Source organism: Mycoplana rhizolycopersici (genome assembly GCF_013378445.1).
Classification (GTDB): domain Bacteria; phylum Pseudomonadota; class Alphaproteobacteria; order Rhizobiales; family Rhizobiaceae; genus Mycoplana; species Mycoplana rhizolycopersici.
On the sequence record NZ_JABXYK010000023.1, the window covers coordinates 49,745 to 66,482 of the forward strand.

General features: G+C 59.1%; 18 protein-coding genes and 1 pseudogene. 3 read left to right on the forward strand and 16 right to left on the reverse strand.

Annotation, left to right across the window (positions count from 1 at the left end; translation table 11 throughout):
* Positions 1–95: 95 nt before the first annotated feature.
* Positions 96–515, reverse strand: coding sequence for a hypothetical protein (locus HV823_RS24030; RefSeq protein WP_176952205.1), 420 nt, complete (start codon positions 513–515; stop codon positions 96–98).
* Positions 516–527: 12 nt separating this feature from the next.
* Entirely contained in the window at positions 528–1,277 is a 750-nt protein-coding gene (locus HV823_RS24035; RefSeq protein WP_176952206.1) for an SDR family NAD(P)-dependent oxidoreductase, read from the reverse strand.
* 97 nt (positions 1,278–1,374) lie between these two features.
* On the opposite strand from HV823_RS24035, the gene HV823_RS24040 reads away from it, so the two are divergent.
* Positions 1,375–2,271 (forward strand): LysR family transcriptional regulator, encoded by an 897-nt coding sequence (locus HV823_RS24040; protein ID WP_246301918.1) that lies wholly within the window; start codon positions 1,375–1,377, stop codon positions 2,269–2,271.
* Between the two features lie 21 nt (positions 2,272–2,292).
* Here the strand turns inward: HV823_RS24040 and HV823_RS24045 are convergent, their stop codons facing one another.
* Both HV823_RS24045 and HV823_RS24050 read right to left on the reverse strand, forming a co-directional pair.
* Complete coding sequence (locus tag HV823_RS24045) at positions 2,293–2,940, reverse strand: HD domain-containing protein (RefSeq protein WP_176952208.1); 648 nt, start codon at positions 2,938–2,940, stop codon at positions 2,293–2,295.
* An 88-nt stretch (positions 2,941–3,028) separates the two neighbouring features.
* On the reverse strand, positions 3,029–3,946 hold the full coding sequence (locus HV823_RS24050) for an MBL fold metallo-hydrolase (RefSeq protein ID WP_425487693.1): 918 nt from the start codon (positions 3,944–3,946) through the stop codon (positions 3,029–3,031).
* 281 nt (positions 3,947–4,227) lie between these two features.
* On the opposite strand from HV823_RS24050, the pseudogene HV823_RS26870 reads away from it, so the two are divergent.
* A pseudogene (locus HV823_RS26870) lies at positions 4,228–4,365 on the forward strand (IS481 family transposase); the annotation flags it as partial.
* A 15-nt stretch (positions 4,366–4,380) separates the two neighbouring features.
* Here HV823_RS26870 and HV823_RS24055 read toward each other — a convergent pair.
* The 12 genes from HV823_RS24055 to HV823_RS24110 all read right to left on the reverse strand — a co-directional run bounded on the left by HV823_RS24055 (position 4,381) and on the right by HV823_RS24110 (position 14,208).
* Positions 4,381–4,746, reverse strand: a complete 366-nt coding sequence (locus tag HV823_RS24055; protein WP_176952210.1) for a response regulator — start codon at positions 4,744–4,746, stop codon at positions 4,381–4,383.
* 36 nt (positions 4,747–4,782) lie between these two features.
* Positions 4,783–6,465 (reverse strand): PAS domain-containing sensor histidine kinase, encoded by a 1,683-nt coding sequence (locus tag HV823_RS24060; protein ID WP_176952211.1) that lies wholly within the window; start codon positions 6,463–6,465, stop codon positions 4,783–4,785.
* 259 nt (positions 6,466–6,724) lie between these two features.
* The gene (locus HV823_RS24065) at positions 6,725–7,321 is read right to left on the reverse strand and encodes a glutathione S-transferase family protein (RefSeq protein WP_246301920.1); all 597 of its coding nucleotides are present in this window, start codon (positions 7,319–7,321) and stop codon (positions 6,725–6,727) included.
* 45 nt (positions 7,322–7,366) lie between these two features.
* The gene (locus HV823_RS24070; protein WP_176952212.1) at positions 7,367–8,857 is read right to left on the reverse strand and encodes a mechanosensitive ion channel family protein; all 1,491 of its coding nucleotides are present in this window, start codon (positions 8,855–8,857) and stop codon (positions 7,367–7,369) included.
* 16 nt (positions 8,858–8,873) lie between these two features.
* A complete protein-coding gene (locus HV823_RS24075) occupies positions 8,874–9,305 on the reverse strand; it encodes a CBS domain-containing protein (RefSeq protein WP_176952213.1) in 432 nt (143 codons plus the stop codon).
* Positions 9,306–9,496: 191 nt separating this feature from the next.
* Positions 9,497–9,907 carry a cupin domain-containing protein gene (locus HV823_RS24080; protein WP_176952214.1) on the reverse strand — a complete coding sequence of 137 codons (411 nt, stop codon included), beginning with the start codon at positions 9,905–9,907 and terminating at the stop codon, positions 9,497–9,499.
* Positions 9,908–9,980: 73 nt separating this feature from the next.
* Positions 9,981–10,736, reverse strand: coding sequence for an SDR family oxidoreductase (locus tag HV823_RS24085; protein ID WP_176952215.1), 756 nt, complete (start codon positions 10,734–10,736; stop codon positions 9,981–9,983).
* 65 nt (positions 10,737–10,801) lie between these two features.
* Entirely contained in the window at positions 10,802–11,587 is a 786-nt protein-coding gene (locus HV823_RS24090) for an alpha/beta fold hydrolase (protein ID WP_176952216.1), read from the reverse strand.
* A 323-nt stretch (positions 11,588–11,910) separates the two neighbouring features.
* Positions 11,911–12,561 (reverse strand): response regulator transcription factor, encoded by a 651-nt coding sequence (locus tag HV823_RS24095; protein ID WP_176952217.1) that lies wholly within the window; start codon positions 12,559–12,561, stop codon positions 11,911–11,913.
* Positions 12,562–12,728: 167 nt separating this feature from the next.
* Positions 12,729–13,268, reverse strand: a complete 540-nt coding sequence (locus HV823_RS24100; RefSeq protein ID WP_176952218.1) for an RrF2 family transcriptional regulator — start codon at positions 13,266–13,268, stop codon at positions 12,729–12,731.
* A gap of 97 nt (positions 13,269–13,365) precedes the next feature.
* The gene (locus HV823_RS24105; RefSeq protein WP_176952219.1) at positions 13,366–13,773 is read right to left on the reverse strand and encodes a sensor histidine kinase; all 408 of its coding nucleotides are present in this window, start codon (positions 13,771–13,773) and stop codon (positions 13,366–13,368) included.
* 72 nt (positions 13,774–13,845) lie between these two features.
* A complete protein-coding gene (locus HV823_RS24110) occupies positions 13,846–14,208 on the reverse strand; it encodes a hypothetical protein (RefSeq protein ID WP_176952220.1) in 363 nt (120 codons plus the stop codon).
* Between the two features lie 327 nt (positions 14,209–14,535).
* Here HV823_RS24110 and HV823_RS24115 point away from each other — a divergent pair, with 327 nt between their 5' ends.
* Positions 14,536–16,533: a mechanosensitive ion channel family protein gene (locus tag HV823_RS24115; protein WP_343052039.1), complete on the forward strand. Its 1,998-nt coding sequence runs from the start codon at positions 14,536–14,538 to the stop codon at positions 16,531–16,533.
* Positions 16,534–16,738 lie beyond the last annotated feature (205 nt).

Sequence of the window (16,738 nt, forward strand, 5' to 3'; positions counted from 1 at the left end):
GCGATCCGGATCGTAGGAAAAAGTTCCAGCAGCCGGCCCTTGAAGAGCCGGCTGCATCTTTTGCTGATTTTTTGTGGCGCGTAACGCCTTGGCCTTCAATGCTCTCGCGGCGGCAGGAAGCCTTTGATGGTGGCGAGATCCGGCCACGGCAAAACAGTTTCGCCCGAAACCCGCCAATTGCCATTTACCCGCCGCAGCCGCAATTCGTAGAAGGCCGGCGATGCGCGATCGCTCATGCGGCGATGGAGAACTGCGGTCGCTTCATCACCCTGTTCCTCGATATGCAATATTCGCTTTTCGGTCGAAAGCGGCCTCTCACCGGCATCGCGCCGGGCGCGGAACTCCGCAAACATTTCCGCTTTGGAGAACCTGGCAATCTTGCCGTCCCCGGTCAGCACGAGGAAGCCAAGGTCTTCCGTGTAAAGCTCCTCCATTTCCGCCATCCGGTAGTTGCTGCCGGTTTCCGCCAGACGATCGATAAAGGCGACAATCTCGGGATTGTGTTGCTCAGTCATGTTCCTGCTCCTTCAGGCCAATGTCATGCCGCCGTCGACATGCAATTCGATACCGTTCACGAAACTCCCTGCGTCAGATGCGAGAAACAGGGCGGCGCGGGCCAATTCGTCCGGCTGCCCCATCCGTCCTGCCGGGATGAGGGATGCCATATAGTTTTCGAATTCCGGGCGATCTGCCTCCGAAACGCCGAGCTTTCCGAGGATGGCTGTCTCGACCGGTCCGGGGCTCAGAATGTTTACCCGTATCTTCCGCGGCTTGAACTCGATCGCCCAGTTCCTGGCGAATGCGGCAACCGCCGCTTTGGACCCGGCATAAACGGTGTGGTCCGGGAGAACCTTGGTGGCGGCGAGCGAACTGGTGACGATGATATTGCCACCATCGCGGATCAACGGAGCGAGGGCCTGCACACCGAAGAAAACGCCGCGGGTATTTGTGGCGAAATGGCGGTCGTAGTCCTCCGACGTTACATTGCCGGAAGCGGTGAGGTTGATGACGCCGGCATTGGCCATGTAGATGTCGAGGCAGCCAAACTTGGTTTTTACCATGTCCGCCAGTTCTTTATGATGGTTGAGTTCCGCCACGTCGCCGACGACGCCGATCGCGCCATGGCCGATCTCGGTGGCCGCCTGATCGACAATGTCCTGACGCCGGCCGGTGATGATCACCTGAGCGCCCTCTTTAGCGAAGAGGCATGCGGTCGCCTTGCCGATGCCGCTATTACCGCCGGTTATCACGGCGATCTTGCCCTTGAGATGCTGCATTTGTTTTTCTCCGTTTCTTTCAACGGTGGAGATAGACCCTCGCGGTACGCGCGATTAGATCGATGTCAGGCATATGATCTGTGCCACGGAGAGGCCAATGCCCAACATGCTTGCTGAAACGTCGGGACTGATGGCTTTCGTCCGGACCGTGGAAGCCGGATCTTTTACGGCAGCGGCGCGCGATCTCGGTACGACGCCGTCGGCAGTTTCGAAAAGCGTTGCGAGGCTGGAGAAGAAGATCGGAACTCGGCTTTTCCTTCGCTCCACCCGTGCGCTCACACTGACGCAGGATGGAAAGGTATTCTTCGAACGGCTTGCCCCACTCTTGCGTGAACTCGACGCGAGCGACGACGCCATCCGGCAACAGGCCGCGCCACACGGCAGATTGAGGATCAGCATGCCGGGCGAACTTGCCCCGCTGCTCCTGCCGCGACTGTTCGGCATCTTTGCGAAAGCCTATCCGGACCTGCAGTTCGATATCGGATTGACCGACCGCTTCGTTAATCTGGTTCGTGAGGATTACGATGTCGCTTTGCGTGCCGGTTCCCCTCTGCCGGAAGATCTCATTGTCCGCCGGCTGGCAGATCTGCCGATGGTGATGGTGGCGTCGCCAGATTTCGTTGCTGCATGGGGTGACCCGGAGTCCGCGGAAGCGTTGGCGAAACTGCCTTTCGCACGTTACGCGATGGGCGGTGCTGTACAACCCGTCCGCCTTGTCGGAGGGGCAACCTTCATGCCTAACGGGAGGATCGATTGCGACACGGGAATGGCCCTGATCCATGCCGCGCTTAACGGGCTCGGTGCCGCCTACCTATTGCGATGCCTTGTCAAGGAAGAGCTGCGAGCCGGCAGGCTTGTCGAACTTGCCCCGGAAATTGCACTCCCGAAGCTACCTCTGAGTGCCCTGCATGCCTTCGGACGGACCGTTCCGGCACGAGTGAGGCTGTTTTGCGACTTCATGGCCGGCGAGGCAAAGGCTCTCGCTGAACTTTAAGCCTGCTGGCCAGTTCGTCCTTTACTCGTCAAAAGGAGCGGCCTCCACAAGATCAACAGACGACGTAGCCCTGTAACCGGGCACCAGGCGCTCGCCGAAATCCCGAACGAAATTGTCGTAGGTGGTTTCCGGCTGCGTCTTGGCGATGTGGCAGAAGCACATGGTCATCTTGCGCTTCATGCCAAGTCGCGGAAATTTGGCAACAATCGTCCGCACCTCGGACGAAGGGATGACGCTGTATTTCAGGCCGACGACATCGAAGCAGATGCCGATGGTGCAAAGCGCGACTTCGGCCTCCTTGTAGAGGCCGATCGACGGCGTGGAATTAAGCGCCACGCTATCCCAGATCAATTGGGCCCGATGGCTGTCGAGCCCGGCTTCCGTTGCGAAATTCCGTGCGAGTTCGGCAGCCTCCACCTCGAAGCGGCGAGGTCCCGAAAATCGGTCATTAAGGGTGATGTCATGCAGCAGAGTGCCGACCGCGACGACTTCGGCATCGTGCAGGATGTTCTGCAGTTCGGCGATTCGCGCGGCGAACAGCCAGGAGCGCATGACGTGATTGAAAAGATAGGGCTCGCACGCTTTTCGGGCATAATCGATCGCCTTGTCAACCAGCGGTGTTTTTGGAACTGAAATGCCGGCAAGCATGCGTGTCTCTGTCGCAGTCATGTCGTGACCCTTTGATCATTGGATAGATTTGGCGACCCCGGCTGACCGGGATCGCAGTGCACCTGGCTGGGACCTCAGCTATTCATAGTCAGTAGTCCCAGAAAACCGGCACCCAGCGGAAGGCGTCACCATCGACGGCAACATGGCCGACCGAAGGGAACGGCATATGGGTGGCCACCAGTAACTCGCCGGTCGCGGCAAGTTCCTTGAGAAGCCTGACTCGGACGCGGGCCGCTTCCTCGGGGTCGTGTTCGAAGCCGTTGAACCAGCCGGGATGTTCGAAGCCGACTGCAAAGACGGCGTCGCCGGCGAACATCAGCCGGTCCTTGCCGGATGCCACGCGGACCACGCTGTGCCCTGGGGTATGACCGCCGGTGCGGGAGACGATGACGCCCGGGGCAACCTCCTGCTCCTCATCGAAGAGCCGCAGTTGGTTATGGTATTCGTTGGCGAACCGCTTGGCCGCCGCCCGGAGCGCGTCCGGGAAGCCCGGAGGCATGTTGACACGGGTGAAATCGGGCGCTTCCCAGAACTTGACTTCCGCAGCGGCAACGTGAATCTGCAGGTCCGGGCGCAGGCGCTCCTTGACGCCATCGACGAGCAAGCCGCCGACATGGTCCATGTGCATGTGGGTCAGTACGACGTCGGTCACGGATCCGAGATCGATACCGGCGCTCTCGAGCCGCTTTACCAACTGCCCTGCCCGCGGCAGGTTCAATTCCGGGTCTAGTCCAAGCCCGGCGTCAATGAGGATGGTCTGCGCGCCGCTGCGTACCACGACAGCGTTCAGCGCCCAGTCGAACGCGTCCGACGGCAGGAACATGTGATCCAGCCAGGCCGCCCTTTCTGTTTCTTCGACATTGTGCCCCAACATTTTGGTCGGAAGGGGCAGAACCCCGTCGCTGATCACCAGCACTTCAATCTCGCCGATCCGAACCGCGTAGCGCGATGGGACGAGTTCTTCGCGCGTCGACCCGTTGGCGTTCAAGGTATTGTCCAAGCTCATGTCGGCCTCCTGCATACCGTTTGTGTGGAGATTTCTGTCTGCCTGCGTCAGGATGCGTCCTGCCTCGCGGGCTTGGAACGTGCGGTGCACGGACCATGCGGCGGAGTGTAGGTTGAAGCGTTTTGACGGTCGATCAGGCCTAGGAGGAGGGAGAGCTACACCTGAGGACAGGGTGGATTGTGCCCCAGGTTTAAGACGATGGGGATTTGGCGATGAGTACGCTGGCGTTTGATCCCAGAGTTTGATGGTGCGATCTTTTCCCGCGAATGGAAGGGAGCACTATGGGACAGGTTTTACACGGCAGTGCCACGACCACGCACACAGTCCGATCTGCAATACAGCGATCGCAGGCTTCGGTCGCGGAACTAAATCGGCGCTACGGGTTCAACCCGAAGACCGCTCTGAAGTGGAGTAAGCGGGTAAAACCGAAGGCACTAAGCTTGCTTGTCGTCCAAAGCCCCGCGGAGGGCCGCAAGCAGGGCATGACCATCAAAAGGTTTGCGCAGAAAGCCGCCCTTGCCACAGGAATGGCTCTGATCTGTAATCTCGTGCCGGCCAGTGATCAGAAACACCGGTAGTTCCGGATACTTCCGCCAGACCCTGTCACGAAGCTCAAATCCGTCTGCTCCCTGCATGCCGATATCTGTGATCAAGATGTCGACGCCCTCGAGCCCGTGAGCAAGCAATGCTTCTGCCGAGGCGAAGCTGATGGTTGCATACCCTGCCGATTCGAGCAGCTCATCCAGAGAAGCAAGCACCCTCGGATCATCGTCGACGATTGCCACAACGGGCGTGCCCATGCCATGCTCCTCGTCATTCCTCCTGTCACGCATGGATCATGCGGCTTCCATCATTTCAAGCGGCAATGTGAAGACGAACTTGGCACCGCGGGGTTCATTTTTTTCCGCCCACAATTGCCCTCCATGCGACTCGACGATCGAGCGCGAGATCGCCAATCCCATGCCCATCCCCTGATCCTTGGTGGTGAAGAAGGGTTCGAATATCTTGTCAGGAAACTGAATGCCCCGGCCCCAGTCAGCGACCTCGATCCTGACCATGCCATCCACGCGATAGGCACGAATTCGCAGAGTCTTGTCGTTCGAGGCGGACGCCATGGCATCCAAGCCGTTGCGCATGAGGTTTACCAACACCTGCTGTATCTGCACACGGTCGAAGGGCACGAGCCTCAGCCCGCTCTCGCCCTCTATATCCATCCGAATGCGCTGGCGCGATGCCTGTTCTGCGAGCAGATCGCGTGCTTCCCTGACGACGGCGCCAAGCTCGGTACTGTCCCGTTTGTCCGTGGATTGTTTGAACAACGCACGGATGCGGCTAATGACATCGGCGGCGGAGGTCGCGCTTTGAACGATCCGCTCCAATGTCTTTTGAGCTCGTTCGATGTTCGGCGGCACCGCGGTCAACCAACGCTGACAGGCACTCGAATAATTCATCACCGCTGAAAGCGGCTGGTTCACCTCATGCGCAATGGAGGCTGACAGTTCGGCAAGGCTTGCCGCCTGGTTCGCCCGGGAGAGATTTTCCTGGACGCGGCTCAACTCTTCCTGTGCGTGGACCTGATCCTGGATGTCCAGGCAGATGCCGTTCCACTGCACGACAATGCCTTCGGCATTGCACATGGCCGAGGCTCTGGTCTCGACCCAGCGGTACACGCCATCGAAGCGCCGCAAGCGATGTCTCAGCGCATAGGGCTGACCAGTGGAGAGCGAACGGCTGTAGTGCTCCTTCACGGTCGCCAGATCATCGGGGTGGATCACGGCATCGAGCGTACCGTCCAGCCGGGATTTTCCCAGATCGTCGGTGTCTTCGAGGTTGAAGCCGAGGTATTGGCGAAGCCGCTTGCTTCGATATATCGGCTTGCCGTCCGGCAAAGCGCAATAGATGAGCGCGGGCAGCGTCTCGACAAGCTGCTGAAGATGTCGCTCGCTCTCCCGTGGCGATTCTATGGCGTGTCCCACGTCCGGGCGATCGTCCGGGTGTATTGCCGCAAAGGAATGAGGTGCTGCGCCTGTGACGTTCTGGAGCGACGGGTCGCTTGAATTCTCTGCCGGCCTCTCGCCGGGCCGCGACCGACTGTCTTCATCGATCACCGTGCCATACCAGCCGACGACTGTTTCCGTTGCATCGCGTATCGGCTGCCCCGTACTGCGTACCCAGCCATAGCTGCCGGTCGCCCGCAACATTCGGTGCTCGACGCTGTAATGCTCGCCGGTCTGCAGGCAACGCTGCCAGGCGGCCGCAGCAGCATCGTAATCTTCCGGATGGATGACTTGCCGCCATCCATCAATGCCCGCGTCGGTTGGCGAATTCAGTTCGTCGAGGGGAATGCCAAAGAATGCAAGCGCCTCCGGCGTCACATATATGAACTTGCCAACGGCATCCGTCGCCCATGCATTGCCCGTGAGCCGCTCAACGATCTTCGCAGACTGGACGACATCGATATCGGGCGGTTTTGTCAGCCCATCATGATCTGACTTTGACGTTCCGGCGGAACTCGACATTCCTCACCCCGATCCCATTGCATTCGAGATCGCCGTGGTGCTCCAGAGATGGAATACACCACAGCCCTTCCACTTGGCAGCCTATATGGGAGTTGGCTGTGATGACACCTGTTCCGAAGGATAGGGCGAGGATTCATAAATTCAGCGCGTGAGCGCGCCTAGGCTCTCAGGACGACCAGAAATCAGGAAGGCGACGCCACCTCGCAAACCCGCCATCGCCTCCCTGAAAGCCTTTCTCGACATGGAAAGTGGCGGGTTCTCAGGCGGCGTCCAGTCCTTCGCTCCTCAACGCGGCATGGACAGAGGGCCGCGCCAGGAGGCGCTCTTGGATTGCCAGTAGCGGCGCCGGAACTTCGACGCCGAACATCGTGGCCCATCTCATCATCACGAACAGGTAGAAGTCCGCGACGCCCGGATGATCGCCGAACAGATAATCGGTATACAGGCGGTCGGCGAGGTATTGAAGGCGACGGATGATATTGGCTGCTATCTTGGCGGATTGCTCAGTGTCCGCACCGAGAAAAAGCTGCTCGAAGCTCTTGTGCACTTCAGTGGAAAGATAGGCCAGCACTTCGAGAAGCCGAATCTGGCCGAACTCCCCTAGAACTCCCAGCCGAGGAATTTCCTTGGCGATATAGGCAAGCACAGCCACGTTCTCGGTGATTACCTCGCCGCTATCCAGCATTAATGCCGGCACGTAGCCTTTGGCCGTGATCGTGCGGAAGTCTTCACCCGACGCGGTGACCTTGGTTTTCAGATCGACCCGCTCCACCTCAAATTGCCCTTCCCCTTCGATCAGGCATATGTGACTGGCAAGGCTGCAGGCTCCGGGCGCGTAGTAGAGTTTCAGGACCATAATTTCCATTCCTTCTAATATTCAGATTGGTTGGATGGGTGTGGTTCAGGACGTGAACATCGTCCTGATCGCTTTGAGGAACGCGGGAGCGCTGCGCTCGTGCTTGGCCGCCGCCAGTGCCAGCTCGCCGGGCTCGCCTGCACGGACCGACAACATGTCCGCTATTTCCTCGGCTATGGCGGGGCGCCCGGCAAGAAGCTGTGCAAGATTTTCCTGGTCGATTTCGTAGACAGTGACGCGCGTCAGCGCGTGCAGCGTGTAGGCTTCACCCATGCCCGCAAACAGGCCCGTCTCACCGAAGAAATCCCCGGTCGAAAGGCGTTTCCGTTCGTGATCGTCGTGCAACATCGCAACGACGCCAGTTCGAATGATGCTCATCGAAGGCAGCGTCTGCCCTTGAGAGACGATAACCTCGCTCTTCTGGTATTCGCGCTCTGTGCTCGATTGGGCGAGCTTTTCCTTCTCGGTTTGTGTCAGCCGGGAAAAGATCGGATTCTCTCCAATGAACTCCGACAACCTTGCCCGGCGAATGCCGGTGGGCTCGTCTCCCGGCATCGCGTTCATCATGACTATCGCCGAGGGAGGCATTGCGAGTTGCAGGCCGGATGACCTGCAATGGCGATAGAACCGGTCGATCACCTCGTTCTGCGCTTTCGTCCGCAACGAAGGATTGATCACCCGGAAAAACAGATGGATTTCCAGTGCAGTGGCGTCGAGGCTGGTCATCGTGACGATCGGTGGCGGTTCCCTCATGATGGCATTGCAGCCCGCCAGCACGGTCAGCATGGCCTCCTCTATGATTGAGGGCGCATGTGTCGGTACGATCCGCACGGTCATCTTGAGCAGATGCGTCTCATCCGGCCTGCTGACATTGGTCAGCTTCAGCTTGGCGAGAACGCTATTGGGCAGAACGACGATGTTGTTTGCGTTTGTCAGGATTTGCGTTGAACGCCAGGTGCTCGCGATTACCCGGCCCTCCGTACCATCCTCAAGAAGAATCCAATCCCCAAGCGTATAGGTGCGTCCGAGGTTGAGGGCCACGCCGGAGAACACATCGCCCAGGGTATTTTGAAGAGCGAGCCCGAGCGCGATCGCGATGACGCCGGAGGTCGCGATCAGCGTTCCGACCGGGACCGCGAACACGAATGCAAGAGCCGAGAGCGTGACGCAAATGTAGACGACGCCGACGACAATATCCTGCAGCAGGCGAGCCTCGCGCGGCCTGCCCTCCAAAACAAGGTAGATGCGGACGAAGCCGATGACGGCCCACGACAGATGAAGCCACCACAAGACCTCGGCGAGGATCACGAGAACCGCGTGCGCGCTATCAACCCGCAGACCCGACGATTGACCGAGCGGAATATCCCCGAGAATGAGAACGGACGTCATGGCGGTGAAGAAGATGATCTGTACTACAAGCCGCAGATTGGAGCGCATGGAGCCGATCAGCTTCCATACGATCATTCCGGCAAGGCCGAGAACGATCAGCCAAGTCAGCGGTGCGGCGGCAATGTCAGCCAGATATGTCTGGTGCATGAGAGCGTCTCGGCTGTCAGTAGCCGATGCCGGCAACGTAATTTGCCAGCATGTGTTCCTGTAGCTGTTCCTGTTCGAAGAGCACTTTCAGCGCATCGCGGATATCGAGAACGCCAAGTGGTTTTTCATCGGAACCAAGCACCGGCATGTTCTGGAGACGGTTCTCCACCATGACCTGCCACGCAGCCTGCAGATCATCTACTGGGCTGCAGGAGACGATGTTTCGGCTCATTAGCGCCTCGACCGTTGTCGGCTGCTCGCTATCCGTCAGATGGCGGACGAGGTCGGATTTGCTCAGTACACCGGCGGCTTTGCCGTTTCGGGCACTTACGATAGCAAGCCCGATACCGGGATTGGACAGCGTAACAGCCGCCGCCTGCAGGGTTGCGGCAACATCGATCACCATCAGGCGGGCCGACGTCATGGGATAGAGCTTCTCGATGCGCATGAAATCCTCCTGGCGGCGCTCAAAGGCCAAGCCGGGCATGTCGAAATGAGTTGAATTAAACCGTGATGGCGCCAGAGGCTCGCGCCATCACGTCGCTGTCGTCAGACGGTCGGCACCTGCTCCAGGCCGAGCCTCAGTTTGGCGAAGCCCGGCACAGTCTTGTAGGCGGCGTCGAAAGCCAGAAATCGATCCTACTTCTCGTAGTTCGTCAGGTTGGTTTCGTTCGTATCGACCACGAACACCGCGAGCAGCCGGGCACGCTCCGTCTTGCTTGCGTTCTCGCTGACGGCGTGGTGGTCGCCCGGAAACTCGGAAAAGCTTTCGCCGGCACGATAGGTAGTCACCGGCCCGCCATTGACCTGGCTGCGGATCGCCCCTTCAAGAACCGTCGCATAGATGAACGCGGAATCCGGATGCGTGTGAGCGGGCGAGGTACCGCCGGGTGCATATTCGACGAGCACGCCCTTCATGCTCTTGCCGGGTACGTTCGGCAGCGGCTGGTCGTAAACCAGGGTCACCTTTTCATCGTTATCATCATGGGCCGCGACCGCGACCACGGAAGCAGCCACAAATGCTGCCACGCAGAGAAGTGTCTTGATCATATTCCATCTCCTTCTTGAGCAAGGGCCGCCGGCCGGATAACCGGCTAACCCGCGGAATTTCGGGAAAAGCCACTTACCTCTGGACGGCCGGCGATTTCAGCCAGTCGTCGAAGCGAATCCCGCCGAGCCGAGCATCGGTATCGGGAACCAACGTGTGCTGATCGATCTCGACCTCGAAGTAGCGGGCATGGGGATCGGCGATGATCGTGCGCGGATCGTTGTTGGCCTTCAGGTAACGGGCGACGAATTCGTTCATCGGCCCACGTTCCGGACCGGCGATCTCAATCATGCCGTTCATTGGCTCCGACACCGCCACATCGGCCATGGCATCGGCAACGTTGTCGGCGGCGATCGGCTGGAAAGCGCCCGTAGGTACGCGGACATTCGTTCCTTCGGTGGCCGATTGCGCGATCGCCCCCACGAACTCGAAAAACTGCGTCGCATGGACGATCGTGTAAGGAACGCCGGAATTGCGGATGTGATCTTCCTGACGCAGCTTGGCACGGAAATAGCCCATGGACTGCATACGATCGGTGCCGACCACCGATAGCGCCACGTGATGGCGAACGCCCGCCAACTTTTCCGCCGCAAAAAGGTTACGTCCGGCTGCCTCGAAGAAGTCCATGGCGGCCTTTTCCTCGAAGGACGGCGAATTGGCGAGGTCGATCACCACCTCAGCGCCAGCAAGCGCTTTGTTAAGCCCCTCACCGGTAACGGTATTGACGCCGGAATTTGGCGAAGCCGGCAGCACATCATGCCCTTTCTTGCGAAGCCGTTCGACGGTCTTCGAACCGATTAGGCCGGTGCCTCCAATGACGACGATTTTCATGTCCAATCTCCTGTTTTCAACTTGATATCTGGGGGTAACCACACGCCGGCATTCAGCCGCCGCGCTCAGTTCGCCAACGCGGCTTCCTCGATGAATTCGGCGACTTCCCTGGGATGGGAAACCATCAGGGCGTGCGAAGCACCCTCGATGACTACGGTCTTCACCGCATGCGAGCGCTTCGCCATGAAGCTCATGACCGCCGGCGGGATATTGCGATCTGCGGAACCATAGATCGCATAGGAAGGCAGCGTCTTCCACGAGGCCACACCAGAGGGCTCGGCCAGCGCGGCCTGTGCGACCGGCCGTTGCGTGGCCGCCATCAGCCGGGCTTCGTCTTCAGAAACGTCGGCGGCAAACTGGTCGTGGAAGCGCTCAGGCCGGATATAGAGATCCTGTCCGCCACCCGGCAGCGCGGCCGTGACGAGTGCTTCACCCAGCGTGCTGCCCGGAAATTTTCCCGTAAGACTCAGGCTGGACTCGCCGGTCTCCGGCGTAAAGGCCGCGACATAAACCAGCGCCTTTACGTTAGAATTTCCATTCGCCGCCTCGGTGATGACCGGTCCGCCGTAGGAATGCCCAACCAGCACGACCGGTCCGGGAATCGAGCGGATGACGGCGGCGACGGCCGCTGCATCGTCGGCAACGCTGCGGAGCGGGTTAGCCGCAGCAAGCGCGGTATAACCATCCTTCGACAATTCGCCGATCACACCATTCCAGCTCGCCGATTCCGCAAATGCGCCATGCACAAGTACGATTGTCGGCTTTGCCTGTTGATCTGCGGCCTGACCGATCGCCCCGCAGGACATGCCGGTCGCAACAGCGAGCATCGCTGTTTTGATGATATTACGCATCCGGTCTCTCCTCTGCGTCGTCTTGACCGGGAGGAGATTGCTTCAGGCCGGGGCGCCGGCCAATCGAACACAGGCATCGGCCGTCTAGTACCAGAGTACAGGTAATGCAGATCAGATGATTAGGCGCTCTCGCCTGCACGGGCTCACTGCCAATGCCCTGAGGGCCGAGGCTCTGTCTCTTTCATGGGCAATGGGCGAAATGGGGTGTAGGCCGAGAACGTAGTCCGCAAGCGGATCGACCTTGAGCCGCCCCCTCGGGTGGGCTCAAAACAGGATACTAACCAAGAATGCGAAGAATGAAGCTGTGCAGGTCGCGCCGAGACTCAGACCTGAGGCTTTTCGCGCAGACTGGAAGGCAGCGAATCCCAGGCGCGAATAAGTTCACCAATTGACATGGTCCGCATCTTGCGCATGACATTGCTGCGGTGGAGCTTGACGGTGATCTCGCTGATACCGAGTTCGAAGGCAATCTGCTTGTTGAGCCGCCCGCGCGCAACCTCGCGAAGGACCTGCCGTTCGCGGGGCGTCAGGGTCGCAAACCGCGTCGCGTGCTGGTGGATGTTTTCAGCCTGCGCCCGCTGCTCCACATCCCTCTGGATACCGGCTACCACGGCGTCCAGCAACGTCTGATCCCGTACAGGCTTCGTCAAGAAGTCCACGGCTCCGGCCTTCATGGCTTGAACCGTCATCGGTATATCGCCGTATCCTGTCAAGAAGACGATGGGTTTCGTAACGCCCCGCGCCGAAAGTTGATGTTGCAGATCGAGCCCGCTTGCTCCCGGCATGCGGACATCGAGCACGAGGCAACCCGGTCGATCGGGTAGTCCAGCACTAAGTAGGTCCCGTGGCGACGGAAAGCAGACGACGTCGAGACCGACAGATTCCATAAGCTCTTGGAGGGAATTGCGAACGCCCTCGTCATCATCGACGACGAGAACGAGCGGGCCATCGGCAACGGCGGCTGAGGTGGACATCAGATCACCTCCCGAAACCGCGGGCTGATAACGCCACGATGCCGGTCCCGCTCGCGTTATCGACGAAGATGAATGCAAACTTCATCATTCTACATCCCCATCTGACACAACGACCGCATGCCCCAGCCCCGCTTCGCAGCAAATTGATTCCCGGACGCGCCAGCGGCTCAGGACAGCTCCGCATCATCCGCTCCCGAACCACGGCTCCGGCTTCTGGTCCTGTCCGCGAGCCATTTGCTGACATCCTCGGAAAATTCCGGAGGCGCCTTGCGATCGAAGACGCCGGCAATATCGGCCAGCGTCTGACTCGCCAACGAATCTCGCATCGCCTTCTCTGCACGCAGCATCACGGCATGGATCGCACAGACGCCCTTCGTCGCCCATGACGGCGGTCGTTCACGGAACACAGCACAGCGACCGCGAATCTCCTGGCAGTCGAACAAAGGTTTCCTGCCTTCGATCGCATCCACGACCGCCAAAACGGTAATGTCCTGCGGTCGCCTTGCGAGCAGATAGCCACCTTTAATTCCCTCGGACGCGGACACGATCCCCGCCTTCTCCAGCTTCGGAAATATCTTCGCCAAGAAGCTCGGGGAAATTCCCTGAAAATCGGCCAAATCGCGACTGCTCAGCGGCGCGCCGGGCGAGCCCGCTAGCCACAGGAGGCAATGTAACCCGTATTCCACACCTGCCGTCATATGCGCCATAACTCGGACTATAATTGTCTGCGTTATAGATGACAAGCGCCAATTTGAAGCGTGTGAGGCAGCGCGCTTCTCAGCGGTATGACCGCCATCGAGGGTCCTAAATCGGAAGGCGCAAAATCACTCGCGTGCCCGTAGCGAGCCTGCTTTTGACTGCGACCTGCCCGCCGATATCCTCCACGAATCGCTTCACGACCGGCAGACCAAAGCCGCCAAGACCCGTTGCTCTCGTCGTGAAAAATGGCTCAAAGGCACGCTGCAGCGTGTCGGGGCTCATGCCGACGCCTTCGTCCATGACCTCTATCTCGACGGCCATGGTGTGTCCGCTCTTCGCGATAGGTCGGGCAGCAAGGGAGATCGTCCCACCGCCCGGCATAGCATCACGTGCATTGGCGAGGAGGTTCATGATTGCTCCTTGCAGATTGATCCGGCTACAGGTCAGCGTCGGCAAGTCCGGCTCAATTTGCAGGTCGAGCCGGATTGCCGGCTGCCAGATATTTTCAACCAACGCCCGAAGCTCCATCAGGCAGACAGCTACTCCGACAGCTTCCAAAGGTGTCCCGCCCTCACGCGCCAGACGCTAAGTCTGCTCGACAAGGGTTCCGGCGCGGCCAAGGGACATTCTGGCGCTGGCGACGATCGGCGGCAGGCTCGGATCGCCCTCCACTTGAGGGTTGCGCGACAGAATGTTCAGCGCCGATGCCGCAACCTGGATAAGGTTGCCCAGATCGTGGACCGCGCCGGGCAACGCGTCTTGCAGATTGTCGACCCTCGCCGCTTTGGCAGCGGAAAGGGGAAGGTCAGCTTTGGCGAGAACGCCAATCTCGGTGTGCGGCATGAAATCCTCCATGAGCGCAAACAGATCCAAATCGGTCAGCAATGCAGCGCAAACTACGGAATGGGAGGGTTGGGATCGATCAAGCCAAGGATCAAGCGAAACCATGCCGAAGGATAGGTTCCGGACGGATGATCTTGTTTTGTGGGCATCGGCCCTCCGAAGCGAGCGGCCCAACCTATCTAGCCCGATCGACTAAAAGCCCGCACCAATTGAGTAGGTCACCGGCTCCCAGCGGCCAGCATTCATGACCGACGGTATGGCTGGGCGAAGACGGCCTAGGCATGGCAACGTCTCCCCCATCATATTGCGGCCAGTCACGAGGAACCCGTGCCGACAGCACGCAATCCCAACGACTTCAAGGTGCAACGGGCCATGCCCTCCCTGGAGCGGCGTAATCAGTCCGGTCAAATTCGTTGATGCTGGAAGCTTCCCGTGAAATATCTGCCAATATTATTTCTTATCTTGGCCATAAATCCCGCATGGGGGCAGAGCGCTCCTTTGCAAAACATGCAACAGGGAACTATATCCGGAACCGCACAGCAGAAGATCGAAGATCTGCTGCAGGCCCGTCAGGACCAAGATGTTAGCGGGTGGATCGCGGCTCGAGATAAAAAGACCGAATCGGCGCAGAATGTACCAAACGGTGCTGTATCGGCGAACGGCGTGGCCTTAAAACTGATCATCTGGGAGGCGCGGACTCGCAGCCGAATTCAAACGGTAATCCGGGCAATCCCACGCATACCTGCTGAAATCGGGAAAGCCCTGCTTCGTCTGCGCGCTGACGCGATCGATAGCGGTTCTACACCTATGATTGCCTTCTCCCTGCTCGTCGCGTCGGGAATAGTAGTGGAATGGCTCTTCCGCAGGAAGTGGTGGCGCCACGCTGGCGGCGTCGAACACTATCTCCCGATTACCATCTTTGCTGCTATCATGACGGTGCTGTTCTTCGCGATCGCATGGCCTCCATCGGTTCGACTGGTCGTGGCGTGCCACCTCACCGCCTTCGTCGTCTATCGGCTTATCGCGGCCGGGATCGGACATACCGCCCATCCTGAATTCCATGGAAGACTGAAGTTGGTGATTGGCCTACTTCTGATGGTCGCCGCATCAACGACGGCCTGCGCTGTCCTCGGCATGGATCGGACGGTTCTCGATGCCGTGGTTTTTCTTGTGTCCTGCATCGTGCTGATGCTCGCGCTCGAACTCGTCTGGTCAAAGACGGTCTGGCGGACAGCCGCGAAGGCCACGCTCTCCGTCTACCTCGCGGTGCTCTGGCTGCTCTGGTGCCTCGATATCAAGGAACTCTTCTGGCTTGGTCTCTATATCGTCGCACTTCCGCCAGCGCTGCGCGCCATCGCCCATACCGTGAGGGAGAGCGCCGCGACACACTTTCTCATTCCTGCTTCGGACAGCCGCAATATTCTTCTCGTCCGCGGCAGCCGAGCAATCATTATCGGGCTCGCGCTCGGCTGGATTGCGCTTATATGGGAACTGGACGCCGCTTCGTTCGCCCATGACGACCCACGCGCAGGCGCTGTGTTCTACGGGCTTGTCAAAAGCATTGTCGTGCTTCTTCTAGCGGATCTCATCTGGCATCTTGCGAAGGCTGCGATTGATCGCAACATCACCCCCGTTCCCCTTCCTGCCCCTATCGGTGCGGAGGCAGATGGAACCGGCCAGGAGGCTCACGCCACCCGGCTCCATACGCTTCTGCCGATCCTGCGCAATGTACTGGCAGTCGCCCTCTTCATCATTGCCGGCCTCGTCATACTCGGCCAACTCGGCATAGATATCGGACCGCTGATTGCCGGTGCAGGCATCTTCGGTGTCGCGCTTGGCTTTGGTTCTCAAGCGCTTGTCCGCGACGTGATCAGCGGCATCTTCTACCTTTTCGACGATGCCTTTCGGGTGGGAGAATATATTCAGGCGAAGAACTACACAGGCACGGTCGAGGGCTTCAGCCTGCGTTCGGTCAAGCTGCGCCATCATCGCGGCCCAATCTTCACCGTTCCCTTCGGCGAACTCGGCGCTGTGGAAAACATGAGCCGGGACTGGTCGAAAGTGAAGTTCGTCGTCACCGTGCCCTATGACACGGATATCGAAAAAGCGCGCAAGATCGGAAAGACGATCGGTCAGGCTTTACTAGAAGACCCGGAACTTGGCCCGCTGTTCATCCAACCCCTGAAAATGAAAGGCGTAGAAGAGTTCGGCGAATACGGTATTGTCATCAGCTTCGCCATGGTCACTGTCCCGACCAGCCAGCAAAGCTTCATTCGCCGCACTGCCTATGCAATGCTGCACGACGCTTTTCAAAAAAACGGCATTGTCTTCGCTCAACCAACAGTTCAGGTCGGCGGAGAAACCGCACCCTGGGCAGCCGCAGCGGCATTGCGATATCATCAGGACCATGGTGGTGGAATAGGCAATTGAAGGACCGAGGCCATCCTCGGTGTGAAGTCTCAAGTTCGGTGGACTGGCAATAGGCGGCACCGGTGCCTTGATCTGAACTGATCTGAACCCTTCAAACTGGACCAATTTTGGTTAGAGTTTTCCGGTGATTTTTCCTGGCTGGGAAAGGAACGGAAGACGATGAAGGCATCGCAGTTTTCGGACGCGCAGAAGGCGTTCATTCTGA

Coding starts and splice junctions, on each gene's coding strand:
- HV823_RS24070 (WP_176952212.1), bottom strand. CDS start 8,857: ATGCACCAGACATATCTGGCTGACATTGCCGCCGCACCGCTGACTTGG.
- HV823_RS24075 (WP_176952213.1), bottom strand. CDS start 9,305: ATGCGCATCGAGAAGCTCTATCCCATGACGTCGGCCCGCCTGATGGTG.
- HV823_RS24100 (WP_176952218.1), bottom strand. CDS start 13,268: ATGGCGCATATGACGGCAGGTGTGGAATACGGGTTACATTGCCTCCTG.
- HV823_RS24040 (WP_246301918.1), top strand. CDS start 1,375: ATGCCCAACATGCTTGCTGAAACGTCGGGACTGATGGCTTTCGTCCGG.
- HV823_RS24085 (WP_176952215.1), bottom strand. CDS start 10,736: ATGAAAATCGTCGTCATTGGAGGCACCGGCCTAATCGGTTCGAAGACC.
- HV823_RS24060 (WP_176952211.1), bottom strand. CDS start 6,465: ATGTCGAGTTCCGCCGGAACGTCAAAGTCAGATCATGATGGGCTGACA.
- HV823_RS24110 (WP_176952220.1), bottom strand. CDS start 14,208: ATGGTTTCGCTTGATCCTTGGCTTGATCGATCCCAACCCTCCCATTCC.
- HV823_RS24090 (WP_176952216.1), bottom strand. CDS start 11,587: ATGCGTAATATCATCAAAACAGCGATGCTCGCTGTTGCGACCGGCATG.
- HV823_RS24050 (WP_425487693.1), bottom strand. CDS start 3,946: ATGAGCTTGGACAATACCTTGAACGCCAACGGGTCGACGCGCGAAGAA.
- HV823_RS24045 (WP_176952208.1), bottom strand. CDS start 2,940: ATGACTGCGACAGAGACACGCATGCTTGCCGGCATTTCAGTTCCAAAA.
- HV823_RS24065 (WP_246301920.1), bottom strand. CDS start 7,321: ATGGTCCTGAAACTCTACTACGCGCCCGGAGCCTGCAGCCTTGCCAGT.
- HV823_RS24030 (WP_176952205.1), bottom strand. CDS start 515: ATGACTGAGCAACACAATCCCGAGATTGTCGCCTTTATCGATCGTCTG.
- HV823_RS24080 (WP_176952214.1), bottom strand. CDS start 9,907: ATGATCAAGACACTTCTCTGCGTGGCAGCATTTGTGGCTGCTTCCGTG.
- HV823_RS24055 (WP_176952210.1), bottom strand. CDS start 4,746: ATGGGCACGCCCGTTGTGGCAATCGTCGACGATGATCCGAGGGTGCTT.
- HV823_RS24095 (WP_176952217.1), bottom strand. CDS start 12,561: ATGTCCACCTCAGCCGCCGTTGCCGATGGCCCGCTCGTTCTCGTCGTC.
- HV823_RS24035 (WP_176952206.1), bottom strand. CDS start 1,277: ATGCAGCATCTCAAGGGCAAGATCGCCGTGATAACCGGCGGTAATAGC.